The organism is Devosia sp. SL43, from assembly GCF_021729885.1.
Taxonomy (GTDB): domain Bacteria; phylum Pseudomonadota; class Alphaproteobacteria; order Rhizobiales; family Devosiaceae; genus Devosia.
In genome coordinates this window covers 268,372-294,829 of the sequence record NZ_CP063401.1, presented here as the reverse complement: position 1 = coordinate 294,829, position 26,458 = coordinate 268,372, and the positions used below count along the sequence as shown (strand labels likewise).

Here is a 26,458-nt window from a genome sequence, read left to right as displayed (position 1 = left end):
CAATCACGATCCCGTCAGGTTCTACTGACATCGCCTGTCAGCAGGGCTGGTCGACAGCATCGGTACACGCGAGGAACCGGAACGTATGGGCTATAGCGAAGCATTGTGGATCTATCTCGTGCTGCTGTTCGGCATCATCGTTGTGCCCGGCATGGACATGTTCTTCGTCATCGCCAACGCGCTGACGGGTGGCCGCCGGGCGGGCTTCGCCGCAGTCGGCGGCATCATGCTGGGCGGCGCGGTGCATACCCTGTTCGGCGCCATCGCTGTGGGCGTGCTGACGCAGCTGCCCACCATGCTGTTCCAGGCGATGATCCTTGTTGGAGCCGCCTATATGGCCTGGATCGGCTGGACGCTGTTGCGCAGTTCCATCACCGTCGACAGCATCGGCCAGACCAAGAGCCGTTCCGACTGGGTCGCCTTCCGCCAGGGGCTGGTCACCTGCCTGCTCAATCCAAAAGCCTATCTCTTTGTGCTGGCCGTCTTCCCCCAATTCATCCGCCCGGAATATGGACCGATCTGGTCGCAGGCGCTGGTGATGGGCATCATGACTGTTACCATGCAGTTCGTCATCTATGGCGGCCTGGCGCTGGCCGCTGGCAAAGGCCGCGACGCGCTGATCGGTAACCCACAGGCGACCATTTGGATCGGTCGAGGCGCTGGGGCATTGTTCATCGCGGCGGCTCTGTTCACCGCCTGGCACGGGATCACCCAGCATGTCGGCCCTTGACCGAATCTGCATTGTTCCACTTATGTTCCAAAGCGCGTTTGGTGTTTTGGAAATGGCGGGCGGACACGCTAAGGTGACACGAGCGCCGGGCGGCCATGCGCGTGGCCTGCTTGCGGCAAGGGCTCGCCCGACCTATTTGTGTGAGCCTCCAGCCCTTATGCAATCTGCACTTTCTGCCGCCGTGCCGCCATCGGGCGCACCGAGCCATGGACTGATATGATGAAGACGCCAAAGCCCAGCCAGAACCGTGAACTGATCGTGCGCGGCGCCCGCGAGCACAATCTCAAGGGCATCGACATCACGCTGCCGCGCGACAGCCTCATCGTCATGACCGGCCTCAGCGGCTCGGGCAAATCCTCGCTCGCCTTCGACACCATCTATGCCGAGGGGCAGCGCCGCTACGTCGAGTCGCTGTCGGCCTATGCCCGCCAGTTCCTCGAAATGATGCAGAAGCCCGATGTCGAGCATATCGAGGGCCTCTCGCCCGCTATCTCCATCGAGCAGAAGACCACCTCGCGCAATCCGCGCTCGACGGTTGGCACCGTCACCGAGATTTACGACTATTTGCGCTTGCTGTTCGCCCGCGTCGGCGTGCCCTATTCGCCGGCCACGGGCCTGCCCATCGAAAGTCAGACTGTCAGCCAGATGGTCGACAAGACCCTTGAACTGCCGGCCGAGACCCGCATCTACCTGCTGGCGCCGATCGCGCGTGGCCGCAAGGGCGAGTACAAGAAAGAACTGGCCGACCTGATGCGCAAGGGCTTTCAGCGCGTCAAGATCGATGGCGAGTATCATGAGATCGAGGATGCCCCTGCCCTAGACAAGAAGCTCAAGCACGATATCGAAGTGGTGGTCGATCGCATCGTCGTCGGCCCAGATATTTCCGGCCGCCTGGCCGAAAGCTTCGAAACGGCGCTGAAGCTGGCCGAAGGCATCGCGCTGATCGAATTCGCCGACGAGAAGAACGAGGATGGCACGCCGCGCCAGATCACCTTCTCGGAGAAGTTCGCCTGCCCGGTGTCCGGCTTCACCATTGCCGAGATCGAGCCGCGGCTGTTTTCGTTCAACAACCCCTTCGGCGCCTGCCCGGTCTGCGATGGTCTGGGCACCGAGCAGAAGATCGATCCAGACCAGATCGTGCCCGATGCGACCCTCTCGATCCGTGACGGCGCCATCCTGCCCTGGTCCAAGACATCAGCGCCCTATTACCTGCAGACCTTGCAGGCGGTGGTGAAGCAGTATGGTGCATCTACCGGTACCGCCTGGAGCGACCTCCCCTTCGAGGTGCAGCACGCCGTGCTCTACGGCACCGGTAAGACGCCGGTGAACTTCGTCTATGACGATGGCCTGCGGCAGTACAAGACCACCAAGCCATTCGAGGGCGTCATCGGCAACCTTGAGCGCCGCTACAAGGAAACCGAGAGCGCTGGCATGCGCGAAGAGATCGAAAAGTTCATGTCGGCCAAGCCCTGCGTGGCCTGTGGCGGCTATCGGCTGAAGCCGGAATCGCTGGCGGTGAAGATCGACGGGCTGCATGTCGGACAGGTCACCGAGAAGTCGATCCGCGCGTCGCTGGCGTGGTTCGAAGCGCTGCCGGCCAAGCTGACGCCGAACCAGATGACCATCGGCGAACGCATCCTCAAGGAAATCAACGAGCGCCTGCGCTTCCTCATCGACGTCGGCCTCGACTATCTCACCATGGCCCGCAATTCCGGCACCCTGTCGGGCGGCGAAAGCCAGCGTATCCGGCTGGCCAGCCAGATCGGCTCGGGACTGACCGGCGTGCTCTATGTGCTCGACGAGCCGTCCATCGGCCTGCACCAGCGCGACAATGCCCGCCTGCTCGATACGCTGCAGCGGCTGCGCGACATCGGCAATACGGTGATCGTGGTCGAGCATGACGAAGATGCCATTATGACCGCCGACTATGTGGTCGATATCGGTCCGGGGGCTGGCGTGCATGGCGGCCATATCGTCGCCGAGGGTACGCCACAGGACATTCTCAACCACCCCGACTCGTTGACCGGCAAATATCTCTCCGGCCGTATGGGCATTGCCATGCCGGCCGAACGCCGCGAGGGCAAGACGGGCAAGGCGCTTTCTGTGAAGGGCGCCACCGGCAACAATCTCAAGAATGTCTCGGTCGATGTGCCGCTCGGGCTGTTTGTCGCCATCACTGGCGTTTCGGGCGGCGGCAAGTCGACGCTGATGATCGACACCATGTACCAGGCCATTGCCCGTCGCCTGAATGGTGCCCGCGTCGTCCCGGCCCCGCACGAGTCGCTGACCGGGCTCGAATTCCTCGACAAGGTCATCGATATCGACCAGTCGCCGATCGGCCGCACGCCGCGCTCCAATCCGGCAACCTATACCGGCGCCTTCACGCCGCTGCGCGAGTGGTTTGCCGGCCTGCCGGAGGCCAAGACGCGCGGCTACGGCCCGGGCCGTTTCAGCTTCAACGTCAAGGGCGGTCGCTGCGAGAAGTGCGAGGGCGATGGCGTCCTCAAGATCGAGATGCACTTTCTTCCCGACGTCTACGTCACCTGCGACGTCTGCAAGGGCAAGCGCTACAATCGCGAAACGCTGGAAGTGCAGTTCAAGGGCAAATCTATCTCCGACATTCTCGACATGACCATCGATGAGGGTGTCGATTTCTTCTCGGCCGTGCCCGTTATCCGCGACAAGTTCGCGACCTTGCAGCGTGTGGGCCTGGGCTATGTCAAGGTTGGGCAGCCGGCTACGACGCTGTCAGGCGGCGAGGCGCAGCGCGTGAAGCTCTCCAAGGAGCTGAGCAAGCGCGCCACCGGGCGTACACTCTACATGCTCGACGAGCCGACGACGGGCCTGCATTTCCACGACGTGGCCAAGCTGCTCGAGGTGCTGCATGAACTGGTCGATGGCGGTAACACCGTCGTCGTCATCGAGCACAATCTTGAGGTGATCAAAACCGCCGATTGGATCATCGATCTTGGCCCCGAGGGCGGTGACGGCGGTGGCGAGATCGTGGCTGTCGGTACGCCGGAAGATGTCGCAGCCAACCCGCGCTCGCATACCGGACACTATCTCAAGGAAGTGATGGCAAGGCGACCGATGTTCGCGACGCGGGCGGCGGAGTAGCGTTCGACGCGACTGGGTGTGACGGGGGCCATATCCGGGCCAGTCACACCCCCTCCCAATCCTCCGCCATCAAGGGGGAGGTTGGGAGGGGGGTGGGCGACACACTCGGAGCCCTAACTTATCCATCTTCTCCCCACCGCCAAATCCTCCCGTACACTCCTCCACATCACCCCACGCGGCGGCCTGCAGGCGAACAGTGGCGGGGTGAGCTGGGTGTGGTCTTCGTCTGACCCACAGGTTCGCGTTTCGGCCGTGAGAGGCTATGACCTCCCGCCGCCGGAAACGTTCCAAAAACCGGCACCCCGAGGCGGCTTCCGTCTCATTCTCTAATTAACCAGAGGCGAAAACCGTCTCGGGGTCCGCCATCTTGGCATGAGCCCATCATCGACAACCGCATCACAGGCGGCGCTTCCGCTCACCCAAATGGCCGATATGCGACGATATCGTGAAAACGCCATGCATCCTGCGCATAAAGCGATTGACGTTAGCGGCATGGTGCTACTGCTCAAATCACCCCATCTTCGCAGCGCCGTTAACAGCCTGAAGGGACTACGCTGATGTTCGTGCGTGCCGTCTGGCGTGTGAGACGCCTGGTTGATATCAAGAAGACGCCGCGGGGAATGAACGTGCCACCGACCCGTGATGCCGATCTGCTGGGGATTTCCGGCCCCGACTTCGGGAAGATGACGCTGTCGCTGTTTGATCGCTGACACGCCCATCGCGCTGCAATTGCCGAGGCCGCCGGATCGCCACCCGGCGGCCTTAGCTTTGCCGGATGGCTTAACCAGAGATGAACGAGCCTGGTTAAAGCCCCGCAGAAACCGCATAGCTCGTTTGACCAATCTCCCACTGCTCATCTAGGCGGCACTGCTCTAAATATAAGCTCGTAAACGAAAAGGAGACTTCAAATGGACATCCGCAAGACTTTCAAGAAGTGGGCAGCTTATCAGCAGACCGTTCGTGAGCTCGCCGCTCTCGACAATCGTCAGCTGAACGATCTCGGCATCTCGCGTACCGACATCAATCGCATTGCCCGCGATCATGCTGCTGGTCTGTAAGTTCTGCCCGACTGAACTTACATCCCAAGCATTTCGAACAGCCGCTTCTCTCCGAGATGCGGCTGTTTTGCTTTTCTGCCCAAGACGTGCACAAAGCCACATATTGCCAACAACTTATCCCCACAGCTTGAGCGCGTGATAGCCTGAACCCCTCTTCAGTTGCGTTGCCCTATGGCACTTGCTATCTGCCAGCAATGCAAAACCAACCCATTCATATCATTGGCGGCGGACTCGCCGGGTCCGAGGCCGCGTGGCAGGCCGCCGAAGCCGGCGCCAAGGTCATTGTCCACGAAATGCGCGGCGTCAAAGCCACCGATGCGCATAGCACCGACAGCTTCGCCGAACTGGTCTGCTCCAACAGCTTCCGCTCCGACGACCACGAACAGAATGCCGTCGGTCTGCTGCACGAAGAAATGCGCCGCCGCAATTCGCTGATCATGCGCGCCGCCGATTTGCACAAGCTGCCCGCCGGCGGTGCGCTGGCCGTGGATCGCCACGGCTTCTCCGCCGAGGTGACCCGCGCCATCCATAATCACGCCAATATCACCGTCATCCGCGAAGAGATCGCGGGCTGGCCGCCGCAGGACTGGCAGAACGTCATCATCGCCAGCGGCCCGCTGACCTCCCCTGCTTTGGCCGAAGCGATTCTGGCCAAGACCGGCGAAGATGCCCTCGCCTTCTTCGACGCCATCGCCCCGATCGTCCACAAGGACAGCATCAACATGGACGTCGTCTGGGCCCAGTCGCGCTACGACAAGGCCGGCCCGGGCGGCACAGGCGCCGACTATCTGAACTGTCCGATGGACAAGGACCAGTATTTTGCCTTCGTCGAGGCCCTAAAGACCGCGCCGCTGCATGAATTCAAGGATTGGGAACACGTCCCCTACTTCGACGGCTGCCTGCCCATCGAAGTCATGGCGGAGCGCGGCGTCGAGACCCTGCGCCACGGCCCGATGAAGCCGGTGGGCCTGACCAATCCTCGCAATCCAACGGTCAAATGCTACGCCATCGTGCAGCTCCGGCAGGACAATGCGCTGGGCACGCTGTGGAACATGGTCGGCTTCCAGACCAAAATGCGCTACGGCATCCAGGCCGACATCTTCCGCATGATCCCCGGACTGGAGAACGCACAATTCGCCCGCCTTGGCGGGCTGCATCGCAACACCTTCATCAACTCGCCCAAGGTGTTGGGGGCTGATCTCAAGCTGAAAGCCGATCCCCGCATCCGCTTTGCCGGCCAGGTCACCGGCGTCGAGGGCTATGTCGAGAGCGCCGCAATCGGTCTGATCACCGGTCGCCTCGCTGCAGCGGACGCGCGGGGCGAAACGCTGGTCACACCGCCGATCACCACCGCACTCGGTGCGCTGGTGGCCCACATCACCGGCGGCCATATCGAAGCCGAGGGCTATAGCGGCGCGCGCAGCTTCCAGCCGATGAACGTCAATTTCGGACTGTTTCCGGAAGTGGCGATCGTCAGGCCCGAAGGCGTCGCGCGCTGGCGCGGCAATGACAAGACCATCGCCAAGCGCCGCGCCATCACCTCGCGCGCGCTCGAAGACCTGCAGGCCTGGGCGTGACACCGGCGGCGCTGGAAACTTATCTGCACGACCATATCCCGCTGTCGCGGGCCATGGCCGTGCGGGTCGTTTCCTCGGCGCCGGGACATGTCGAACTGTCGGCGCCGCTCGGCCCCAACATCAACGTCCACGGTACCGCCTTCGGCGGCAGCGTCTCGACGCTGGGCGTGCTTGCGGCCTGGTCGGCGCTGCATCTGCGGCTGGACCAGGAGGCGATTGCCTGCCAGTTGGTGATCCATCGCAGCCAGATCGACTACCTGGCTCCGATAGCGGGGGATTTCACCGCCATCGCTCGTCTAGATGAGGCAAACTGGCCCGCCTTCCTCCACATGCTCACGCGCCGTGGCAAGGCACGCCTGACTGTCGTTGCCGAGCTTAGCTTTGCCGGCCAGGTGGCCGCGCGGCTAACCGGAGAGTTCGTCACCATTGCCGAGCCGCACGCCTAGCGGTTGCGCCAGGTCCACCAGGCCAGCCGGGCGATCTTGCGCCAGTCGGCATCATCAGGCGCCACGGCAAAGGGGCCGGAGGATCGCGCCTTATAGAGCGCCAGTTGTGCTTTCAGCACTGCGATAGGTGCGAAGGCCGGCCTGAGCTTGCCCGGGAGCGCGGCGATTGCGGATTCGGCTTTCGCCAGATGGCTGGCTGCCAGATCGGCGACCTGCCCGAGGGCCTCGACCACCCCCTCGCTGGCCTGTCCCGAAAAAATGTTACCCTCGACCACCCCGTTGGCCGCCATAATCGACCAGGGCAGCATGATACGGCCTTGGGAGGAGACATAGCCGAATGCCCTGATGTGACCAATCATGGCATGGGCGACACCAAGATGGCCTGCCGCATCGCCGGTTTCCACCTGAGTCCCGTCATTGAGGATCATTGCTGCCAGTTGGTAGAGCGTCGAGGTGGTCTCGCCGGCATAGCCCTCGAAGGTTTCGAGGTCGGGCATCGGGTCGTCGTAAAGATCGAAACGGCGAGCGGCGATCAGGCGATGCAGGGTGCCGGCCGGGATATTGTAGCGCGCGACGGTATCGAGCAGCGCGTCGGCCACTGGATTCTGGCGCACCACGCCGTGACCCTCGCCGTCCAGGGCGTCGCTCCACCATTGCAAGCGGATTTCGCCCGGTGCCGGATCGGAGACGCGCTCGCGGATCGAGGCGACATCTGCATTGAAGGCATAGAGCGCGGTGACGGCGTCGCGATCGTCGCCCTTCAGCACCAGGGTCGACAGGTAGCGGTCACGGTCGCCCTTGCGCAGGGCTTCGGCGGCATGGGCAAAACTCTCGGCAGCCATCTAGCGAACCCGCTCGACCGCGATCAGCGCTGCGGCAACCGCGCGCTGCTCTGCCAGCAGCACATTGTAGGTCCGCACGGCACTGCCGGTGGTGATCGCTTCGACGATGATCCCGTTGGCCCGCAACGCCTCCCGGACGTCGCGTGTGAGCCCAATGATGTCATGGCCCAGCCCGACCATCAGCACGTCGATATCAGCGGCGGCGGCAATAACCGGGGCCAGACTTTCCAGCGTGATCTCGGTCGGTGTCGTCACAGCCCAGGCATGCATGCCCGTGGGCAGGCACAGCAATGAGCCGCGATGCGACATTTCGGCAAAGCGGAAGCCGCTATTGCCGTAGGCGTCGATGCCGACCTGCTGTGGGAAATGGCCGGTGTCGTTGCTGGTCATGCGGCGCCTCAGACCGAGGCGCCGTCAGCCGTCTTGGTGGCCGGAACATCCTTGTCCTCGGCCTTCGACTTGAGGCCGAAATTGATCAGAATCGGGCCGTTGATGATGATCGACGAGTACATGCCGACCAGCGAACCGAATGTCATGGCGATGGTGAAGCTGCGGATAACTTCGCCACCGAACAGCACCAGCGGGATGAGGGCTAGGAACACGGTAAATTGCGTCAACGACGTGCGCACGATGGTCTGGTTGATCGACAGGTCGATGAGCTCAGGCAGTGGCATCTTTCGATGCTTGCGCAGATTCTCTCGAACGCGATCCGACACCACGACGGTTTCGTTCAGCGACAGACCCACAAGAGTCAGCACAGCCGCGATCGATGTCAGGTTGAACTCCAGCCCGGTTATCGAGAACAGGCCGATGGTCATGATGATATCGTGCGAGGTCGTCACGATCGCCGCCAGGGCGAATTGCCATTCGAAACGGAACCAGATGTAGATCAGGATGGCACCCAGGGCGACGAGAACGGCAATCGTGCCCTTCCAGGCCAACTCGCCCGACACCGTGCCGCTGACAGCCTCGGTGCTGCGAACGGTGTAGTTTTCGGTCGCCAGAGCCTCCCGAACCTTGGTCACCGCGACCTGGTCGGCATCCTGCCCACCTTCCTGCGCCTGCACACGGACCAGCACGTCTTCCGGCGTGCCGAAGCCCTGGACCTGCACTTCGCCCAGATCAAGACCGTCGAGCAGTTCGCGAACGGCGCCGACATCGGCCGGTCCACCCTCGTGCTGGATGACGATGGCTGTACCGCCAACGAAGTCGATACCGAGGTTGAAGCCCTTGAAATAGGCCGAACCGATGGAGAGCAGGCTGGCCACGATCGAGAAGGCGATCACGTAGCGGCTGATCTTCATGAACGGGATGTTGGTCCCGTCAGGAATGAAGCGGAAATGCTGGATCTTGAGAATTTTGGGCCGCACCGACCGGTACCACATCCCAACGAAGTAGAGCGTCACGGTGTAGGAGGTGAACAGCGAGGTCAGGATGCCAAGGGCCAGCGTAACGGCAAAGCCCTGCACCGGGCCCGAGCCCAGGAAGTAGAGCACGATGGCCGCGATCAGCTGCGTCAGGTGCGAATCGACGATGGTGCCCCAGGCCCGTTCGAAGCCGGCATTGATCGACTGCAGTGGCGATCGGCCGGCCTTCTGTTCCTCCCGCATGCGTTCGTAGATCAGCACGTTGGCGTCCACGGCCATGCCGATGGTCAGTACGATACCGGCGATACCCGGAAGCGTCAGCGTCGCGCCGAGCATGGAGAGTGCGCCGAAAATCAGCACGATGTTGAGGATCAGCGAGATGTTGGCGAAGACGCCCCAGATGCCGTAGGCGATGACCATGAAGGCCACGACCAGAACGGCCGCGACGATACCGGCGGTCAGGCCGTAGCGGATGGAGTCGGCGCCCAGGCTCGCGTCAACCGTACGCTCCTCGACGATGTCGAGGCTGGCCGGCAGCGCGCCGGCGCGCAGCAGGACGGCAAGGTCGTTGGCCGTGGCCGTGGTGAAGCTGCCACTGATCTGTCCGGTACCGCCGGTGATCGGCTGCTGGATTTGTGGGGCCGTGATGACGGTGTTGTCGAGCACAATGGCGAAGCGCTGGCCCACATTGGCCGAGGTAATCTGGCCGAAGGTGACGGCACCACGCGTGTCGAAGCGGAAGCTGACGACAGGCATGGCGCGTTGCTGGTCGTAGCTCGGCTGGGCGTCGACAAGCGACTCGCCGCCGATTGCGACGTCTTCATACAGCAGCTCGTTGCCGCCATCCTGGCTCGGCAGAATCATGGTGCCGGCGGGAAGGCCCTGGGCCTCGGCCTGAGCGGCGCTCATGCCCGGATAGACCATATGGAAGGTCAGGCGCGCGGTGCGCGAAATGATGTCCTTGAGGCGGGTGGAGTCACCGAAGCCGGGCACCTGCACCAGAATGCGGTTGCTGCCCTGGCGCTGGATCGACGGCTCGGTGGTGCCCAGTTCGTCGATACGGTTGCGGATGACTTCGATGGACTGCGCGACGAGAGCCGACATGCGCTCACTGATGCCCTCTGGCGTCAGCGTGACGGTCAACTTGCCGTCGGGGGTCTCGCCAAAGGACAGTTCCTGTACGCCACCAACCGATATCAGCGAGTTGCTGACCGTGTTCTGCAGCGCGGCAATCGCGGTACGGGCCGCTTCCTTCTGCGTCGGATCGGTCAGTTCGATGCTCAGCGACTTGGTCGCTTCATCGGTCGTGATCAGGTTGCCGATGCCGTTTTCGTTGGCCAGCGTATTGCGAACGTCACGGCGCAGGGTCTGCAAACGCTCGGTGACGATGCCATCTTCGTTGACCTGAAGCAGCAGGTGCGAGCCGCCCTGCAGGTCGAGGCCCAGTACGACGGTCTGCTTGGGCAGGAAGCTCGGCCAGGCGTCGCGCACAGTCTGCGGCAGAAAGCTGGGTACGGCAAAGAGCACACCCAGAAGAGCAACGATGGCGATGATGGCGGTGCGGACCGGCGAAAACTGCATTTAGGAGACGTCCTGAAAGGAAAAAACCGGCGCCCTTGGGCGCCGGCGGTATCTGAGCTGCGGCGGTTAGGCAGCAGGCTTGTTGTCGTTGACCGGCTCGCCCTTGGAGCGCACGTCAGCAACCATGCCGCGCACCAGCTTGACCTTTACGCCGGTGGCAATCTCGACTTCGAGGTCTTCGCCATCAACGGCCTTGGTCACCTTGCCGACGATGCCGCCGGTGGTCACGACCGTGTCGCCACGCTTGATCGCCGAGAGCATGGCCTGCTGGGCCTTCAGGCGCTTCTGCTGCGGGCGGAAGATCAGGAACCAGAAGATCACCACCAGAAGCAGGATCGGCATGAGCTGGATCAGGATGTCGTTGATGCCGCCACCAGTGGCGGCCGCACCGGTCGTCGCCTGGGCAAAAGCGGGCGTTACAAACATGAGGCGAGTTCCTTCGTTTCTTCTTGGTTTGGTGGAGGGACAGCGCCAGAGCCAGCATCAACGCAAGACGCTACTGGACGCATATGGGGCTTGATGCACTTGCGCCCCGGTCAAAATCGCGCGGACTATACATTTGCACCCCCACGATTGCAAAGGCATTCCGGGGGTCGCAAATTGCCGCGCCGACTATAGGAATTGCACGTTTTGAAGAGCAAACAACACCTCGCACAGATCGCCAGCATCCTCGGCGAAATCGCCAATTCACTCAAGGTGTTGGCGCCGATGCCAAAGGCATCGATTCCGGTGCTTGAGGATGCGGATGCCTACCACTGGGATGCCGATGCCGGAGTGTTGATGGCCGTGCCGCGCGTCAGCCGCGTGCCGCTGGCCATGCTCAAGGGTATCGACGCGGTGCAGGACATCCTGTTGCGCAATACCGAGCAGTTCGCCCGTGGCCATGGCGCAAACAACGCCCTGCTCTGGGGTGCGCGCGGCATGGGCAAGAGTTCGCTGGTCAAAGCCATCCACGGCGACATTACCGAAAGGAGCTCGGAAGGCTTTGAGCGGCTGGTGCTGATCGAGATCGCCCGCGAGGATCTGGAGAGCCTCCCTGCCCTGATGCGGCGCATCGGCAAGGAGTCCGCGCGCTTCATCGTCTTCTGCGACGACCTGAGCTTTGACAATGGCGAAACCAGCTACAAGTCACTCAAGACCATCCTTGACGGTGGCCTTGAAGGCCGGCCCGACAACGTGCTGTTCTACGCCACCTCCAACCGTCGTCACCTGATGCCGCGCGACATGATCGAGAACGAACGCTCGACCGCGATCAATCCTGGGGAGGCGGTCGAGGAGAAGGTGTCGCTGTCGGATCGGTTCGGGCTGTGGCTCGGCTTCCACAATTGCGACCAGCCGACGTTTCTCGCGATGGTCCGGACCTATGCCGACCACTACGGGCTGGACATCGACGATGAGACGTTGCGGGCGCGGGCCATCGAATGGTCTGCCACACGTGGCGCGCGTTCGGGTCGCGTGGCGATCCAACTGGTGCGGACGCTGGCGGGTGAAATGGGCAAGTCTGCCTGAGAAATGTGCCACGCCCTCGTGGTTCGAGGCTCGCGAAGAGCTCGCACCTCACCATGAGGGCTGTTGTTAATGCTGTGTATCAGTAGCCCTCATGGTGAGGTGCGCTTCTTCAGCGCCTCGAACCACGAGGGCGTGGCACAAAGCGAAACCCCCGCTTTCGCGGGGGCTTCTCTTCGTAGTTTGCGCTGTTATCAGCTGGCCAGCAGCGGGACCGGATCAACCGGTGTCGCGCCCTTGCGCAGCTCGAAATGCAGTTGTGGCTTGGTCACCGAGCCGGTCATGCCCGCAGCGCCGATGCTGTCGCCGCGATTGACGTTGGCGCCCTTGGCGACACTCATCGAGCCGAGATGGGCATAGGCCGAGACGTAGCCATTGGGATGGCGGATCAGGATCAGGTTGCCGTAACCTTCGACGCCCGAGCCGACATAGATCACCGTACCATTGTCGGCAGCCTTGACCGAGGTACCTTCCGGCACTTCGATATTGATGCCGGTGCCCTTGGACGAGGCAAAGTCGACCAGCACGCGGCCACTGACCGGCCAGCGGAAGCCAGCACTGGCGGCAGGCGCTGGAGCCGCCACGGGCTGAGCGGCCGGAGCATTGGCGACGTGCACCGGCGCTGCGGCGGGAGCAGCGAGCGGCGCGGGAGCAGCAGCGGTCTGCAGTGCGTTCGGGGCTGCCTGTGGCAGGGTCTGCTGCGTTGGCGTTGGTGCAGCCATCGGGGTGGCAGCGGCGACCTGGGTGGTCGGCGCCTTGGTGGCCAGCAGGTCAGCGCGGCCTGGAATGATCACCTTCTGGCCGACGACGATCTTGTCGGGTGAGGACAGGCTGTTGGCCTGCACGATCGCCTGGGTCGTCACTTCATAGCGACGGGCGATGGTGTAGAGCGACTCGCCGCTGGCGATGGTGTGGGTGAAGGTTCCACCGACCGCCGGGGCCGCTGGGGTCACGGATGCCAGCGTTGGCACCGAGCTATTGGTGGGCAGGCTGCCAAGGGCAGCAGGTGACGGCATCGAGGCCGACGCGATGGCGGGCTGTGCTTGCATGGCTGGCAGGGTTCCCTGGGGCGGAGAATTCAGAGCTGGAAGAGACTGGGTCTGGACGGCAGGCGCTGCGCCGCCAAGGGCAGGCAGCGGCTGGCTGAAAGCGGTCTGCGCGGGCTGGTTCCAGGCCGGCTGCGCTGCTGGCTGACCGACGAAGCCACCGCCACCGACATTGGCAGGGGGCAGGAACTGGCTTTCGGCCACCATGCTCTGTGGCGCACCAAGGCTCGACGGCATTGGCTGATTGATGCTCTGGGGAGCAGTCTGCGGAATGGCAGATGTGGTCGTCGGATCGCTGAAGGCGCGACTACCGAGACTTGAACACCCGGAAAGGGCAACGGCGGCGGCCACAAGGCCAACCATCGCAACGGCACCTTTGGGCGCCCGACGGGATACGCGGATACTCATCAGCTTACTCGTACGCAGGTACTCAACACGAGTTTGAGACTAAGCCGGTAAGGTAAAGACGAGTTTAAGGCCGCCGCGATTTGAGCAAAATCGTACAGGCCGGATTCTGAATTGAGTAAGGTTAAGAGCGCGGCCTCAGAGAGATAGCGTTCCGCTCAGCTGTTCGACCAGCGCGAAGTCCGTCTGCTGGAGCATCATTGGGGTTACCGTGACGTAGCCGTCCCGCCGCATCACCTCGAAATCGGACGCCCGATCGAGCGGCAACGGCGTCTCTGGGATTGCCACAAAAAACTTGCCCTTGTTGTCGCTGGGGTAGTGCCGGAAGGGCGAGCGCGAAAAACGCTGGTGCGGCACGACCGCTATGCCCTTGGTGTCGAGCGGGTCGCAGAACGGGAAGTTGACGTTGTAATAGTGGTCGCTTGTCGTGGCAGCGGCGATGATGGCGCGCGCAACGGCCACGCCGTGATGGCGGGAATTGGACCAGTTCACGTCGCGGCCATGCTCGTAGTTGATGCCCTGGCTCATGGCGATGCCGATGGCACCCTGCAAAGCGCCTTCGCGCGCGCCGGCCGCCGTGCCGGAGCAATTGATGATGTCGCCGAGGTTCTGACCGGCATTGATACCTGATAGAACCACGTCGGCCGGGCGATTGCCGAGCAAGTGCGTCATGCCGGCAACGACGCAGTCGGCGGGCGAGCCGCCGACTACGGAAAACACCTGGCGACCGCGCTGATCGATCTCGAGCTCGCGGCCCAAGGTAAAGCGGTGCCCTGCCCCAGACTGGTTGCCATCGGGCGCCACGATCCAGACATCGTCGCTCAACGCGTGCGCGATGTCGGCCATGATGGCGATGCCCGGCGCATCCACACCATCGTCATTGGTGATGAGAATGCGCAGGCTCATCAGCGGCTGCCGATCGACTTGAGGCCGCCCATGTAAGGCTGGAGCACGTCAGGCACGAGGACGGAGCCGTCTTCCTGCTGATAGTTCTCCAGCACTGCGATCAGACACCGTCCAACGGCTGTTCCGGAACCATTGAGCGTGTGGACGAAGCGCGGCGCCTGCTTCTCGCCAGCGGGGCGATAGCGGGCATCCATGCGACGAGCCTGGAAATCACCGCAGACCGAGACGGAGGAAATCTCGCGATAGGTGTCCTGACCGGGCAGCCAGACTTCGAGGTCGTAGGTCTTCTTCGCGCCGAAGCCGATATCGCCGGTGCAGAGATTCATGACGCGGTAGTGGAGGCCCAGACGCTGCAGCACCGTCTCGGCGCAGGCCAGCATGCGCTCATGCTCGTCCACCGAGGTTTCCGGCGTAGTGATGGACACCATCTCGACCTTGTTGAACTGGTGCTGCCGCAGCATACCGCGGGTGTCGCGGCCAGCGGAACCGGCCTCGGAGCGGAAGCAGGGCGTAAGGGCGGTCATACGAAGCGGTAGCTCTTCTTCCGAAACAATAGAGTCGCGCACGAAGTTGGTCAGCGGCACCTCGGCCGTTGGTATCAGGGCCAGTCTCGCCTCGCCGTGGGGCGTGAAGAACAGGTCGTCCTCGAACTTTGGCAGCTGATTGGTGCCGAACAGCGCGTCGTCCTTCACCAGCAGCGGCGGCTGTACTTCGGTATAGCCATGCTCGGTCGTGTGCAGGTCCAGCATGAACTGGCCCAGTGCCCGCTCCAGGCGGGCAACTTGCCCCTTCAGCACCACGAAGCGGCTGCCGGAGAGTTTGGCGGCGATCTCGAAATCCATGTCGCCATTGGCGGCGACGCCCATCTCGTAGTGTTCCTTGGGAGCAAACGCGAAGCTCGGGCGCGGGGCGCGAACCTTGGCGGCGGTTTCGGGCGAGCCGTTGCGGCCGAAGTATTCGACATTGCCGGTTTCGTCGGTGCCGTCTGGTACATCCTCGAACACCAGGTTCGGAATGACCGACAGCGCGTTGCGCAATTCCAGTTCGACGGCGCGTTCGTCGGCTTCACCCTGCGGGATGAAGTCCTTAAGGCGGGCGACCTCGGCCATCAGCTCGGCGGCCTTGGCCTCGTCCTTTTGGGCCTTGGCCTGGCCGATCTGCTTGGAGAGCGCATTGCGCTTTTCCTGGGCGTCGTTGAGGCGTCCAATGATGTCGCGGCGGCGATCGTCGATGGCGAGCAGATCGGAGGAGCGGACGGAGACGCCCTTGCGCCGCGAAACGGCAGCATCGAAAGCTTCTGCGTTGGCTCGGATCCACTTGATATCGAACATCGGTATTACGGGTCGCTGCCCGCCTCTGGTTGGCTACGCACGTTGTCTAAGGTCGATGAGGAAACGCCGCAATCCCCAATCCCACCGGGTCATTCCAGCGCAGGCCGGAATCCATGTCCGGCAAGCAGTTGCAAACTCAGCGGTCTGGGAAAGATACGGACCTGGATCCCGGCCTTCGCCGGGATGACATCGTGGATTGCTAGTCGGATGATGAGCCGGAGAGTTCGGCTTCCTGCGCGGCCAGAGCCGCAGCACGGCGCTTCTCGACCATCCGTACCGAAATGATGGAGAGTTCGTAGAGCAGGTACATGGGCACCGCAAGACCGATCTGGGAGATCGGATCGGGTGGCGTGATAAAGGCGGCGAAGATCAGGATGCCGACGATGGCGTAGCGGCGGCCCTTCTTGAGCATGTCGACATGCACGAGATCGATCTGCGCCAGCAATGTCAGGATGACCGGAAGCTGGAAGCAGATGCCGAAGGCCAGGATGAGCAGCATGGCGAGGCCAAGATACTCGCTGACACTGGTCATCATCACGATGTCTTCGGTCTGCATGCCGGCGAAGAAATGCAGGGCCATCGGCAGGACGATGAAATAGACCAAAGCGGCGCCCGCCACGAAGAATATTGGCGTCGCCACAAGATAGGGGATGAACGCTTTGCGCTCGTGCTTATAGAGGCCGGGAGCGACAAACATGTAGATCTGGCTGGCGACCACCGGAAAGCCGAGGAAAATGGCACCAAAAAGGGCCACGTTCAGGTAGGTGAAGAACAGTTCCTGCGGCGCCGTGAAGATCAGGTCCGAGTTCGGCACCGAGTTCTTATACGGGATCAGCAACCACTCGTAGATCGTGCTGGCAAAGATGAAACAGAAGCCCATCAGCACGACGATCGAGACGGCTGAATAGATCAGCCGCTTACGCAGCTCGACCAAGTGTTCGAGTAGCGGCGCTTCGCTGCCGGCCAGCTCATCGACCGGCTCTTTGCTCTTGTCTTCGATCTGCTTGGCGTCGGCCATGGTCTATTCGCTTCCGGCTTTCGCGGTGGCAGGCTTACGCGGCGTACGGGCACGCGGGGTTTTCGTCGCCGGCGAATCCGCCGGCTCGGTGGGCAATACGGGAACCGGCGTTTCCGCGACAACCTTGGGCGTACGTGGCTTGCGGGCTGGCTTTACGTCAACCGGCTGAGCCTCAGCCGGTGCTGGCACGGCCTCGATTGGCGCCAACTCGGTCTTGATCACCGGACGCGTCGGCGCCGCCTTGGCTTTCACGGGAGCCTTGGTTGCAGGCGCCTTCTTTTCAGTTGGCACCGTGGCCTTGGACGCCACTGGCGCGGGACCGGCCGGCTTGAAACCGGCTTCGGCAGCAACCTGATCGGCTGTCTTGGGCGTGGTCATGCCCGCCTGGGTCTTGATGGCGTCGACGACGCTTTCGACCTTGGGATCAGTTGGTTTGATGATGCCGCTCGGCTGGACGCCTGTCGGCGTCATGGCGTTGAATTCCTTGCGGATTTCGTCGGTGGTCTTTTTGAGCGGCGCCGTGATGGAATTGCGCAGGTTGCGCACCTCGTCGAGACCAGTCGTCTTGTTGATCTCGCGCTGGAATTCGCTGCCCATGCGACGAATTTGACCGGCGACCTTGCCGATGCGGTTCATCACCACCGGCAAGTCCTTCGGCCCGATGACGATCAGCGCAACAACGCCGATCACCAGCATCTCTGTCCAGCCCAAGCCGAGCATAGTCTTATTCCTTCAACGCAGCGGCATGACCGGCGGTGACGTCCTTAGACGTCCTTCTTCTCGGGCTCACGGACATCGGCAGTGGTCGTCGCGACACGTTCCACCGGCTTGTCCTCGTCCTTCATGCCCTTCTGGAAGGCTTTGATGCCCGAGGCAACTTCGCCCATCATGCCGGAAATCTTGCCGCGACCGAACAGCAGGATCACGACGACGGCGACAACGAGAATGCCCCAAATTCCTGGCGCGTGCATTTTGGTCTCCCTAGAATTCTTCAGAACGCGTTACACGCGAAAGATAGGTCAGAAATAGGGTCAATCGCGCGGGAACACAAGAACGTGCTCGGGGTTAAGCGTCACGAAGACGTCTTGTCCCACCCTCAATGCCGCGCTGGCGGGCTGCCGAATACCCAGCGGCTTGTCCAGCCCACCGACCGTCACCTCGCAGATATCGATGCCGATGGCGTCCCGCTTGCTGACGATGCGACCGGGTATGCCGGGTTCCGATATACGGATGCGGGCGCCACCGGCGGGGCGGATCGCCACAGTTACCTTGGTGCGGTCGGCCAGGCCCGGTGTACCGAGAGGGCCCAAGGGGGTGTCGACGTGGCCGTCAACGACGGTGGCCTCGATCTCGCTAAGCGGCGAGAAAAAGCGCGCCGCGGCGAGATCGACAGGCTTGCCGTAGATTTCCGCAGCCGTACCGATCTGGGCGATGCGGCCATGCCGCAGCAGCGCAACGCGATCACCCAGCACCATGGCCTCTTCCGGATCGTGGGTGACGATGAGGCTCGTGACATTGGTTTCCCGCAGCACCGCAAGGGTCTCTTCGCGAACTGTCTCTCGCAAGCGGGCGTCGAGGCTGGAAAAGGGTTCATCGAGGAGCAGGACGCCCGGCCGTGGGGCGACGCTGCGCGCGAGGGCCAGGCGCTGTTGCTGGCCGCCAGAGAGACGGTGGGGATAGTCGGCCTCACGGTCGGCCAAGCCCACACGGCCAAGGGCAGCCCGTGCCTGGGCGAGCGCAGCGCTCCGGCCAAGCTTGCGCAGGCCGAAGAGCACGTTTTGCAGCACGGTCAGGTGTGGAAAGAGGGCAAAATCCTGAAACATCAGACCAATTCCGCGCCGATCGGCTGGGATGGTCTTGCTGGCGGACGAGACGACCTCACCGTTGATACGGACGACACCGGAGGAAACCGGCTGTATGCCAGCGGCGACGCGCAAGGCGGTGGACTTGCCAGAGCCCGATTCGCCGAGCAGGCAGACGATTTCACCGGGGCGCAGCGATAGGCTGAACTGGTCGAGGACGACCCTGCCCCCGAGATGGACATCGACGGCGTCGAATTCGAGCGTGGCGGCGAAGCTGACGCCGGTGGTGCCGCGTCGTCCCCAACCGGCAAGTTCTTCTGTCATCAGGAGATTTCTTCCTCGCTGCCGCTGTCGTCAGGATCGAGCGGGTCTTCGTCCTCGCGCAAGGCGCCGTCAAAGGGAAGCGGAATCTGCATGGAGGGCGGGAGGCGGTTGGAGAGCAGGCCGGAGCCCTTGAGCTCTTCGAGGCCCGGCAGATCGCCGAGCGTTTCGAGGCCGAAATGGTCGAGAAAAGCGTCGGTCGTGCCGTAGGTTACCGGTCGGCCGGGGGTGCGGCGGCGGCCGCGCATGCGAATCCAGTCGGCTTCGAGGAGCAGGTCGATCGTGCCTTTGCCGGTCGCAACGCCCCGGACTTCCTCGATTTCTGCCCGTGTGGCGGGCTGGTGATAGGCGATGATCGAGAGGGTTTCTAAGGCAGCGCGGGAGAGCGGGCGGGTTTCGTGTTCCTCGCGGCGCAACAGGAAGCCGAGGTCTTCGGCGGTGCGGAAGGCCCATTTGTCGGCGCGCTGAACGAGGTTCACACCCCTGCCCGCATAGCGCTGCTGCAGTGTCACCAGCAATTCGATCACGCGCGACCCTTCACCCAAATATGTTGCCATCTGGTTGGTCGCCAATGGCTCGGATGAGGCAAACAGCAAAGCCTCCAGAATACGCAAGTGGCGCTCGGTGACTTCGCCATGGTCTTCGGGATCGCTCACGGCTTGTCGGCCTTGCGACGACGCATGAGCAGCGGACCAAAAGTCTCGCTCTGCCGGATGTCGATCTGGCCCTGGCGGACCAGCTCCAGGCTCGACGCGAAGGTCGAGGCGCGGACCGTGGCGCGTTCGCGCGGGCTGGCCAGATATTCGGCCAGGTAGGTATCCATCGGTATCCAGTCGAAACTGTCACCGATCAGGCGTTGGAGGATGTCGCGTGCGTCCTGCAGCGACCAGACGGTGCGCTGGAGGGGCGAATAGTCGGTGCTGATGCCGCGCTCGCGCTGGGCGGAATAGGCCTTGAGGAGATCGTAGAGAGAGGCCTCCCACAGGTTGGTGCGAGCGATCTCGATGGGCTCGGGCATGCCTCGGGCATAGACCTGGAAGCCGAGGCGTGGCCGGTTCATCAGCTGGCTGGCGGCACGGCGCATGGCTTCGAGCCGCTTGAGCCGAAACTGTAGCATCGCAGCGAGCATCTCGCCGGACGGTTCGTCATCCGAAGGCGCCTGCGGCACCATCAGACGGCTCTTGAGGTAGGCGAGCCATGCCGCCATCACAAGATAGTCGGCGGCGACCTCGATGCGCTTCTCGCGCACGGTTTCGATGAACAGCAGATATTGCTCCGCCAGCGCCAGGACGGAAATAGCGGCCAGATCGACCTTCTGGCGGCGCGCGAGATCGAGCAGGAGGTCGAGCGGTCCTTCGTAGCCACCGACATCGACATACATGATGTCGTCGTCAGCGGGCGGGGCCGGAGCGTCAAACCAGTCGGTCTGGGCAGTCGTCATGAATTGGAGCCGCGCTGCGGAAACGTCGCGTCATCCTTGGCCGCTCGCCTCCCGAGCGTCAAGCACGGGAGGGCAATCTGCACTGGAGGTTGGGCGCTGGGGCCCAACTACATGGTGAAGCAGTCGCCGCCGGCGGCCTTGACGTTGGTGCAGATGTTGTTGGCCTGCTCCAGCGAATTGGCCGGGACGCGAACACGGTAGTAGATGCCCTTGGCGCCCAGATCGACACGCTGGACTTCCATATTGGCGCCGCCGAACAGCGGACCAAAACGCGTAACCATCGCCTGCGCGGTTTGTCGGGCTTCGGCCTCGCTGCGCTGGGAGGCGAGCTGGACATAGGCCGGGGCGTCGTTGCCCAGCGCCGCAACTTCGGTTGCACCAGGAACGGCGACCGGCTGCTCGACCGGAGCGGCAGCGACCGGCGCCGCTACGGGCTCAGCCGCGACCGGAGCAGCGGCAGCATCGATGACCGCATTGATCGGGTCGACGACCGCCGTGACCGGCGATGCAGCCGTGGGCGCAATGGAAGCGAGATTGGCGGGGCGGACCAGCGGCACGACCGTGGTCTTGCCAGCAATCGGATTGCCAGTGAGGTCGAAGGCTGGAACGGTGGCGCCCGGCTCAACCGGTGTCACGGCCGGGGTAACCGGCGCAGCTGGTGCGGCAGCTGCGGGGGTAACCGGATCGGCGGCGGCCAGCAGTTCAGGGCTCGCGGTTTCGGCACCGGGAACAGCCGGAACGTTTGGCCTGTCGACGGGAAGGATAGCGCTGCCGGCAATGCTGTCATCGCCGCTCACAATGGTGCCATCGGGACGGACGGTGACGGTGCGGACCTTGCGGTTGGCAAGGCCCTCCTCGCTTACATCGGCCGGAACGGCGGACGCCACCTGCGTGACTTCGTTGACATCGGCCTGGTCGCGCGAAACGAGCTGTTCCTCGGCGCCAGGCACGACGCCGTCGATTTCATTGAACACGACGGATTGCTGCGTCGCAGCAGTGTCTGTTGTCGCTGCCGGGGCGACCTGCTTGATCGGCGTGGCATCGGCAGTGAGCAACGGGGCAACGCCACCGGTGTCACGACCACCAAGGCCCAGAACCCAGTAGAGGCCAAAGCCTGCAGCTAGCAGCAAGGTGACGGCCACCAGCGGACCGGCAACGGCACGGGTCATGCCCAGGGCAAACGGCCCACGCGAACGTTCGGTGCGCTGGCGCGGCTCATCGTCGGTATCGGAGACTTCAGGGGCTTCGACCCAGCCAACCTGGGCGCCCGTCGCCGCCGCAGCGGCCAGAACAGCCTCGTCGGCGGCGGATAGTGCCGATGGCGCTGGCGCAGGAGCCATTGTAGGGGTCGCCAGCGAGCGCAAAGCCGGGCTTGGCGCCGGACGCGACTCAACGGGCGGTGGCGCCACGACGGGCTCGTCGGCGTCAGCAACCTGATCAAATTCCACGCGCATGGCGCGACCGATCAGGCTTTCGATTTCGTCGATGGGATCAAGACCAAGATCGGATTGATCGGCCGGACGCAGCGGGGCGACCGGGGTCGGCGCAGCCGGGCGTGGGATTGGCTGTGTCTCGACTGGGGCAAGCTGAACCGGAGCAGGAGCAGCGACAACAGGCTCGGCCGCCGGAACGCTGGTTTCCGTCGGGACAATTGTTTCCGTGGACTTAGCCGGCGTCGTCGCCAGACCGAAGACCGGCGGCACCTTGAAGCGATCCTGCTCGGGGCGGGCGACAGGCTGCAAGTTGACGGCACGCAGCGCCGGGCGGGCCGGACGCTGCTGGCCACCCAAGTTGGCGGCAACTGTGGTCGGCGTCCAACCCGGGCCGGGATTGGGCTGTCGCGACTCGGCGACCGGCATCGGAGCGGGCTCGGCGGCAACAACCACGGGCGCAGCGGCCGGAGTGGCTTCGGATCGAGTCGGAGCGGGAGATGGCGCGGGTTGGGTATCGGCTGCGAGGTCGGCAGCGATCAGATCGGCAATGCTGTCGTGATCAATGTCCTGAGTAACTGGTGCAGACGCAGGTCCGGCTGGCGCCGCGATCACCGAAGCGGGCGCAGGCGCGGGGGTCGCTTGGGGCTTGGCAGCCACGGGCAGCACAACTGGCTCGGACGGCGCGTGTTTGGCGCCGAAATCGAAGTCGAACTTGAACGGTTCGGGCTCATCCACCTGCGCTGCGGGAGCGCGCTGCGCCTCGACCGGAGCAGTTGCGGGTGCCGGCGCCGGGCGTTCAGCGGGCTCTGCATTGAACGACCGTACGAAATCGAGGTCAGCCTTGGCCTGGGGGGCCGGCTGTGGCGCATCGCCACCCGGAATGCGCACGGGATAAAGCGGCGGGGCAGCTGGGGTAGCCGCAGCATTCCCCCCGCCCTGCGCGTCCTGCGCCATCAGTTTTGCCAATTCGGCGATCAGATCGTCGGCGGCGTCGGATTGTCCGGCCATGGGCTGCGGTCTCGCTGGCATGTAGCAGCGCCCTCTTGGTTACTGCGAACTGTGCCCACTGCGGGCGATTTTCCGCGAGTCAACACAGTATTGCGCCCGAATTATGAAAGCTCCGTCGGTGCGGATACTCCCAAAATCCCAAGTCCGTTGACGATAACCTGACGGACAGCGTCGACCAGCGCGAGTCGGGCCAAGGTTAGCTTTGGGTCGTCTACGTTAACAAATCGTAACGACGGATCATCCTTGCCCTTGGCCCAGAAGCCGTGGAAGGCCGCTGCGAGCTCATGGACATAGAAGGCGATGCGATGCGGCTCATGCGCGATTGCGGCAGCCGTGACGACGCGCGGCCAGGCCGCCAGCACCCGAACCAGGTCGAGTTCCGCGGGCGTAACGATGGTTTCGACTTCCGCTGCGGCCAGCGCGGCAGCGGATGTGTCGAGCCCCGGCAGGTCACGAGCGGCGGTCTTGAATATGGAATAAGCGCGGGCATGCGCATACTGCACGTAGAAGACGGGGTTATCCTTGGTCTGTTCCTTGACCAGGGCGAAGTCGAAATCCATGGTCGCGTCGTTGCGACGGTAGGTCAGCATGAAGCGGGTCGCGTCGGCGCCCACTTCTTCGACCACGTCGGCAAGCGTTACCAGATCGCCAGAGCGCTTGCTCATCTTGAACGGTTCGCCGTTCTTGAGCAGCCGGACGAGCTGGCAGATTCGGACGTCGATGTCAGCGACGCCGCCGGAAACGGCCTTGACCGCTGCCTTGAGCCGCTTGATGTAGCCGGAATGGTCGGCGCCCAGCACGATGACCATGTGCTTGAAGCCACGCAGGAACTTGTTGCGATGGTAGGCGATATCAGGGGCGAAATAGGCGTAGGACCCATCGGATTTGACGAGGGCCCGGTCGGTATCGTCACCGAAATCGGTAGCCCGGAACAGCGTCTGCTCGCGGTCTTCCCAGTCTTCGACAACCTGCCCCTTGGGGGGCGGCAGGCTGCCCTGATAGACCAGGTTCTGCTCGCGCAGCCAATCGAGCGTGAGCTGGATGTCGCCCCCCTGCCCGTGCAACGTGCGCTCGGAAAAGAATACGTCGTGATGGATACGGAGCCGCGCCAGATCGGCCTTGATCAGATCGAGCATGGCGATCAGCACGCGGTCCTTGACCAACGGCAGGACTTCCGCATCGGGCCGTCCAAGCAGGCTGTCGCCGAACTCGGCCTTCAGCGCTTGCCCGACCGGAATCAGGTAGTCGCCTGGGTAGAAACCCGAGGGAATGTCGATGGTCTCGCCCAGGGCCTCGCGGTAGCGCAGCAGGGTGGAGCGGGCGAGCGTATCGACCTGGCTGCCCGCGTCGTTGATGTAGAATTCCCGCGTCACGTCATAGCCCGAATAGGCCATGAGCGAGGCCAGCGTGTCGCCGAAGACGGCGCCGCGGGTATGACCGACATGCATTGGGCCCGTGGGATTGGCCGAGACATATTCGATATTGACGCGCTCGCCGCCGCCCAGGGTTGAGCGGCCATAGTCCGCGCCCTGCGTCGCGATGGACCGCAGGACCTGATGCCAGATCGGGTTGGCCAGCCGAAAGTTGATGAAGCCTGGCCCTGCGATCTCGACACTGGTGACGTCGGCATCGTGCTTAAAATGTTCGACCAGCACGGCGGCGACGTCGCGCGGATTCTTGCCAAGGGGCTTGGCGACAACCATTGCGGCATTGGTCGAGAGATCGCCGTGGGCGCTATCTCGCGGTGGTTCCACCACGATGCGGGCGACCAGATCGGCGCCGGCTTCGGGGAAGAGAACCTGCATCGCATTGGCGACGCGTGCGGAGAAAAGCGCGAAAACGTCCATGATTGACCTGACTATTGAAGTGCGTTGGCCCTAAAGGAATTCCGGGCGAGCGTCAAACAGCCGGGCATACTCGTCGAGGGCGTAGGGATCGGTCATGCCCGCGATGAAGTCGGCCACGACGCGGGCAAGGGCACGGTCGGACGTGGCAGCCTCAGTGACAGCGCCCCAACGTCCGGGCAAGTCGCGTGTCGCCATGTAGCGCGCGAAAAGATCGGTGACGACGGTTTCGCTCTGGCGCACGGGAACCATCACCGCCTCGTGTCGATAGACTCGCTCGAAGAGGAATGTCTTGAGGCCACGTTCGGCTTCGGCCGTCGCGGGAGAGAAGGTCACCAGGGTCCGACCAGCGATGCGGACATCCTCGGCTGATTGCACCCGTGCGGTCACGAGATTGGCCTGGGTGGTGGCGATGACATCTTCGATGGAGCGGGTGATCAGGCGGCGTTGCACTTCGTGGGCCTGGCGCTTGGGGGCGACATTGGGATAGCGGTCGAGGACTTCGCGGACGATGGGGCCGGCGAGCGGAACACCGATCAGGTCGTCGATCACGATCAGATTGGCGCGCAGGGCATCGTCAATGTCGTGCGCATTGTAGGCGACGTCGTCGGCGATGGCCGCGGTCTGAGCTTCGAGGGAGGCGTGGCTGGACAAGCGAAGGTCGGCGGCGGCGGGAATGTCGTCGATGCCCGCAGGCAGACCTTCATGGGCGTATTTGCCGTAGGGCGTGCCGTCCAGATTGGTCAGCGGCCCGTTGTGCTTGAGGATACCCTCGAGTGTCTCCCAAGTGAGATTGAGGCCGTCATGCTCAGCGTACCGGTTTTCCAACCGGGTGACGACGCGCATCGCTTGGATGTTGTGATCGAAGCCGCCATAGGGCTGCATGGCGGTGTGAAGCGCCCGCTCGCCGGCATGACCAAAGGGGGTGTGGCCAAGATCGTGGCTAAGCGCGACGGCCTCGGCGAGATCTTCGTTCAGCCGCAAGGCGCGGGCCATCGAACGGGCCATCTGGCTGACTTCGAGCGTATGGGTGAGCCGGTTTCGGAAGTGCTTGCCGCCATGCTGCAGAAAGACTTGAGTCTTGTGCTGCAGGCGGCGGAAGGCGGTGGAATGGATAATCCGGTCGCGGTCGCGCTGGAATTCGGAGCGCGTCGGGCTGGGGCCCGTGCCGTAAAGGCGGCCGAGCGAGTCTTCGGGCTTACTGGCGTAGGCAGCAGTATCGCTCATCGTTGATCACAAGACCCTTTTCATTCGACGCAAGAGTTACTATTTTAGCCTGACCGTTATGACATCACGGCATGGATATCAGATGACTGACACCGCCCTTGCTCCCACCGACGTCGTACTGACCGATCGCGCTGCCAAACGCGTGTCGCGTATCTTGTCGAAGGAGCCCGAGGGCACGGTGTTGCGCATTTCGGTGGCGGGCGGTGGATGCTCCGGTTTCCAGTATGAATACAACCTCGTACAGGAAAAGCCCGGTAGCGACGATATCGTTCTGAGCAAGGGCGATGCGGTGGTGCTGATCGATTCTATGAGCCTCGAATTCATGGGCGGATCGCAGATCGATTATGTCGACGACTTGATCGGGCAGTCGTTCCAGATCAGCAACCCCAATGCGGTTGCATCCTGCGGCTGCGGCACGAGTTTTGCCGTCTAAGCGGTTGTTTTTCTGAACA

24 protein-coding genes are annotated in these 26,458 nt (G+C 63.1%); 8 read left to right on the top strand and 16 right to left on the bottom strand.

The window, feature by feature from the left end:
* Positions 1 to 85: 85 nt before the first annotated feature.
* The 6 genes from IM737_RS01425 (at position 86) to IM737_RS01400 (ending at position 6,928) form a co-directional block, all read left to right on the top strand.
* Positions 86 to 730, top strand: coding sequence for a LysE family translocator (locus tag IM737_RS01425; RefSeq protein WP_236897766.1), 645 nt, complete (start codon positions 86 to 88; stop codon positions 728 to 730).
* Positions 731 to 949: 219 nt separating this feature from the next.
* On the top strand, positions 950 to 3,847 hold the full coding sequence (gene uvrA / locus IM737_RS01420) for an excinuclease ABC subunit UvrA (RefSeq protein ID WP_236897765.1): 2,898 nt from the start codon (positions 950 to 952) through the stop codon (positions 3,845 to 3,847).
* A gap of 557 nt (positions 3,848 to 4,404) precedes the next feature.
* Positions 4,405 to 4,557 (top strand): hypothetical protein, encoded by a 153-nt coding sequence (locus tag IM737_RS01415; RefSeq protein ID WP_236897763.1) that lies wholly within the window; start codon positions 4,405 to 4,407, stop codon positions 4,555 to 4,557.
* Between the two features lie 198 nt (positions 4,558 to 4,755).
* Positions 4,756 to 4,905, top strand: a complete 150-nt coding sequence (locus IM737_RS01410; protein ID WP_074797262.1) for a DUF1127 domain-containing protein — start codon at positions 4,756 to 4,758, stop codon at positions 4,903 to 4,905.
* A gap of 194 nt (positions 4,906 to 5,099) precedes the next feature.
* A complete protein-coding gene (trmFO, locus tag IM737_RS01405; RefSeq protein WP_236897761.1) occupies positions 5,100 to 6,482 on the top strand; it encodes a methylenetetrahydrofolate--tRNA-(uracil(54)-C(5))-methyltransferase (FADH(2)-oxidizing) TrmFO in 1,383 nt (460 codons plus the stop codon).
* The gene (locus tag IM737_RS01400) at positions 6,479 to 6,928 is read left to right on the top strand and encodes a YiiD C-terminal domain-containing protein (protein WP_236897759.1); all 450 of its coding nucleotides are present in this window, start codon (positions 6,479 to 6,481) and stop codon (positions 6,926 to 6,928) included. Before trmFO ends, IM737_RS01400 begins: the two co-directional genes overlap by 4 nt.
* Here the strand turns inward: IM737_RS01400 and IM737_RS01395 are convergent.
* The 4 genes from IM737_RS01395 to yajC all read right to left on the bottom strand — a co-directional run bounded on the left by IM737_RS01395 (position 6,925) and on the right by yajC (position 11,144).
* Positions 6,925 to 7,770, bottom strand: coding sequence for a phytoene/squalene synthase family protein (locus IM737_RS01395; RefSeq protein ID WP_236897757.1), 846 nt, complete (start codon positions 7,768 to 7,770; stop codon positions 6,925 to 6,927). The genes IM737_RS01400 and IM737_RS01395 overlap by 4 nt on opposite strands.
* On the bottom strand, positions 7,771 to 8,160 hold the full coding sequence (locus tag IM737_RS01390) for an Mth938-like domain-containing protein (protein WP_236897755.1): 390 nt from the start codon (positions 8,158 to 8,160) through the stop codon (positions 7,771 to 7,773).
* Positions 8,161 to 8,168: 8 nt separating this feature from the next.
* A complete protein-coding gene (gene secD, locus IM737_RS01385; protein ID WP_236897753.1) occupies positions 8,169 to 10,718 on the bottom strand; it encodes a protein translocase subunit SecD in 2,550 nt (849 codons plus the stop codon).
* A 66-nt stretch (positions 10,719 to 10,784) separates the two neighbouring features.
* On the bottom strand, positions 10,785 to 11,144 hold the full coding sequence (yajC, locus tag IM737_RS01380) for a preprotein translocase subunit YajC (protein WP_236897750.1): 360 nt from the start codon (positions 11,142 to 11,144) through the stop codon (positions 10,785 to 10,787).
* A 204-nt stretch (positions 11,145 to 11,348) separates the two neighbouring features.
* Between yajC and IM737_RS01375 the strand changes: the two genes are divergently transcribed.
* On the top strand, positions 11,349 to 12,227 hold the full coding sequence (locus tag IM737_RS01375; RefSeq protein WP_236897748.1) for an ATP-binding protein: 879 nt from the start codon (positions 11,349 to 11,351) through the stop codon (positions 12,225 to 12,227).
* Between the two features lie 191 nt (positions 12,228 to 12,418).
* On the opposite strand, the gene IM737_RS01370 is transcribed toward IM737_RS01375, so the two are convergent.
* The 12 genes from IM737_RS01370 to IM737_RS01315 form a co-directional block, all read right to left on the bottom strand.
* Complete coding sequence (locus tag IM737_RS01370) at positions 12,419 to 13,678, bottom strand: M23 family metallopeptidase (RefSeq protein ID WP_236897745.1); 1,260 nt, start codon at positions 13,676 to 13,678, stop codon at positions 12,419 to 12,421.
* Between the two features lie 135 nt (positions 13,679 to 13,813).
* Entirely contained in the window at positions 13,814 to 14,581 is a 768-nt protein-coding gene (gene surE, locus IM737_RS01365; RefSeq protein WP_236897743.1) for a 5'/3'-nucleotidase SurE, read from the bottom strand.
* Positions 14,581 to 15,912 (bottom strand): serine--tRNA ligase, encoded by a 1,332-nt coding sequence (gene serS / locus IM737_RS01360; protein WP_236897742.1) that lies wholly within the window; start codon positions 15,910 to 15,912, stop codon positions 14,581 to 14,583. Before serS ends, surE begins: the two co-directional genes overlap by 1 nt.
* Before the next feature lie 199 nt (positions 15,913 to 16,111).
* Positions 16,112 to 16,930: a twin-arginine translocase subunit TatC gene (tatC, locus tag IM737_RS01355; RefSeq protein ID WP_236897740.1), complete on the bottom strand. Its 819-nt coding sequence runs from the start codon at positions 16,928 to 16,930 to the stop codon at positions 16,112 to 16,114.
* A 3-nt stretch (positions 16,931 to 16,933) separates the two neighbouring features.
* A complete protein-coding gene (gene tatB, locus IM737_RS01350; protein WP_236897738.1) occupies positions 16,934 to 17,650 on the bottom strand; it encodes a Sec-independent protein translocase protein TatB in 717 nt (238 codons plus the stop codon).
* Positions 17,651 to 17,694: 44 nt separating this feature from the next.
* A complete protein-coding gene (tatA, locus tag IM737_RS01345; RefSeq protein WP_236897737.1) occupies positions 17,695 to 17,901 on the bottom strand; it encodes a twin-arginine translocase TatA/TatE family subunit in 207 nt (68 codons plus the stop codon).
* A 60-nt stretch (positions 17,902 to 17,961) separates the two neighbouring features.
* Positions 17,962 to 19,056 carry an ABC transporter ATP-binding protein gene (locus IM737_RS01340; protein WP_236897736.1) on the bottom strand — a complete coding sequence of 365 codons (1,095 nt, stop codon included), beginning with the start codon at positions 19,054 to 19,056 and terminating at the stop codon, positions 17,962 to 17,964.
* Positions 19,056 to 19,709, bottom strand: a complete 654-nt coding sequence (gene scpB / locus IM737_RS01335) for an SMC-Scp complex subunit ScpB (protein ID WP_236897735.1) — start codon at positions 19,707 to 19,709, stop codon at positions 19,056 to 19,058. The genes IM737_RS01340 and scpB overlap by 1 nt, the downstream gene beginning before the upstream one ends.
* Entirely contained in the window at positions 19,706 to 20,494 is a 789-nt protein-coding gene (locus IM737_RS01330) for a segregation and condensation protein A (RefSeq protein WP_236897734.1), read from the bottom strand. Before IM737_RS01330 ends, scpB begins: the two co-directional genes overlap by 4 nt.
* A gap of 107 nt (positions 20,495 to 20,601) precedes the next feature.
* Complete coding sequence (locus IM737_RS01325; RefSeq protein ID WP_236897733.1) at positions 20,602 to 22,935, bottom strand: SPOR domain-containing protein; 2,334 nt, start codon at positions 22,933 to 22,935, stop codon at positions 20,602 to 20,604.
* 101 nt (positions 22,936 to 23,036) lie between these two features.
* The gene (gene argS / locus IM737_RS01320) at positions 23,037 to 24,782 is read right to left on the bottom strand and encodes an arginine--tRNA ligase (protein ID WP_236897732.1); all 1,746 of its coding nucleotides are present in this window, start codon (positions 24,780 to 24,782) and stop codon (positions 23,037 to 23,039) included.
* 30 nt (positions 24,783 to 24,812) lie between these two features.
* Positions 24,813 to 26,006, bottom strand: coding sequence for a deoxyguanosinetriphosphate triphosphohydrolase (locus tag IM737_RS01315; RefSeq protein WP_236897730.1), 1,194 nt, complete (start codon positions 26,004 to 26,006; stop codon positions 24,813 to 24,815).
* A gap of 82 nt (positions 26,007 to 26,088) precedes the next feature.
* Here IM737_RS01315 and IM737_RS01310 point away from each other — a divergent pair, with 82 nt between their 5' ends.
* A complete protein-coding gene (locus IM737_RS01310) occupies positions 26,089 to 26,439 on the top strand; it encodes a HesB/IscA family protein (protein ID WP_236897729.1) in 351 nt (116 codons plus the stop codon).
* Positions 26,440 to 26,458: the final 19 nt, after the last annotated feature.

What these genes read in the sequence shown, in the direction of transcription:
- tatC (WP_236897740.1), bottom strand. Translation starts at nt 16,930, where the DNA reads ATGGCCGACGCCAAGCAGATCGAAGACAAGAGCAAAGAGCCGGTCGAT.
- tatA (WP_236897737.1), bottom strand. Translation starts at nt 17,901, where the DNA reads ATGCACGCGCCAGGAATTTGGGGCATTCTCGTTGTCGCCGTCGTCGTG.
- yajC (WP_236897750.1), bottom strand. Translation starts at nt 11,144, where the DNA reads ATGTTTGTAACGCCCGCTTTTGCCCAGGCGACGACCGGTGCGGCCGCC.
- IM737_RS01370 (WP_236897745.1), bottom strand. Translation starts at nt 13,678, where the DNA reads ATGAGTATCCGCGTATCCCGTCGGGCGCCCAAAGGTGCCGTTGCGATG.
- IM737_RS01410 (WP_074797262.1), top strand. Translation starts at nt 4,756, where the DNA reads ATGGACATCCGCAAGACTTTCAAGAAGTGGGCAGCTTATCAGCAGACC.
- argS (WP_236897732.1), bottom strand. Translation starts at nt 24,782, where the DNA reads ATGGACGTTTTCGCGCTTTTCTCCGCACGCGTCGCCAATGCGATGCAG.
- trmFO (WP_236897761.1), top strand. Translation starts at nt 5,100, where the DNA reads ATGCAAAACCAACCCATTCATATCATTGGCGGCGGACTCGCCGGGTCC.
- IM737_RS01340 (WP_236897736.1), bottom strand. Translation starts at nt 19,056, where the DNA reads ATGACAGAAGAACTTGCCGGTTGGGGACGACGCGGCACCACCGGCGTC.
- surE (WP_236897743.1), bottom strand. Translation starts at nt 14,581, where the DNA reads ATGAGCCTGCGCATTCTCATCACCAATGACGATGGTGTGGATGCGCCG.
- uvrA (WP_236897765.1), top strand. Translation starts at nt 950, where the DNA reads ATGAAGACGCCAAAGCCCAGCCAGAACCGTGAACTGATCGTGCGCGGC.
- tatB (WP_236897738.1), bottom strand. Translation starts at nt 17,650, where the DNA reads ATGCTCGGCTTGGGCTGGACAGAGATGCTGGTGATCGGCGTTGTTGCG.
- IM737_RS01330 (WP_236897734.1), bottom strand. Translation starts at nt 20,494, where the DNA reads ATGACGACTGCCCAGACCGACTGGTTTGACGCTCCGGCCCCGCCCGCT.
- serS (WP_236897742.1), bottom strand. Translation starts at nt 15,912, where the DNA reads ATGTTCGATATCAAGTGGATCCGAGCCAACGCAGAAGCTTTCGATGCT.
- IM737_RS01315 (WP_236897730.1), bottom strand. Translation starts at nt 26,006, where the DNA reads ATGAGCGATACTGCTGCCTACGCCAGTAAGCCCGAAGACTCGCTCGGC.
- IM737_RS01390 (WP_236897755.1), bottom strand. Translation starts at nt 8,160, where the DNA reads ATGACCAGCAACGACACCGGCCATTTCCCACAGCAGGTCGGCATCGAC.
- IM737_RS01425 (WP_236897766.1), top strand. Translation starts at nt 86, where the DNA reads ATGGGCTATAGCGAAGCATTGTGGATCTATCTCGTGCTGCTGTTCGGC.
- IM737_RS01310 (WP_236897729.1), top strand. Translation starts at nt 26,089, where the DNA reads ATGACTGACACCGCCCTTGCTCCCACCGACGTCGTACTGACCGATCGC.
- secD (WP_236897753.1), bottom strand. Translation starts at nt 10,718, where the DNA reads ATGCAGTTTTCGCCGGTCCGCACCGCCATCATCGCCATCGTTGCTCTT.
- IM737_RS01415 (WP_236897763.1), top strand. Translation starts at nt 4,405, where the DNA reads ATGTTCGTGCGTGCCGTCTGGCGTGTGAGACGCCTGGTTGATATCAAG.
- IM737_RS01395 (WP_236897757.1), bottom strand. Translation starts at nt 7,770, where the DNA reads ATGGCTGCCGAGAGTTTTGCCCATGCCGCCGAAGCCCTGCGCAAGGGC.
- IM737_RS01325 (WP_236897733.1), bottom strand. Translation starts at nt 22,935, where the DNA reads ATGGCCGGACAATCCGACGCCGCCGACGATCTGATCGCCGAATTGGCA.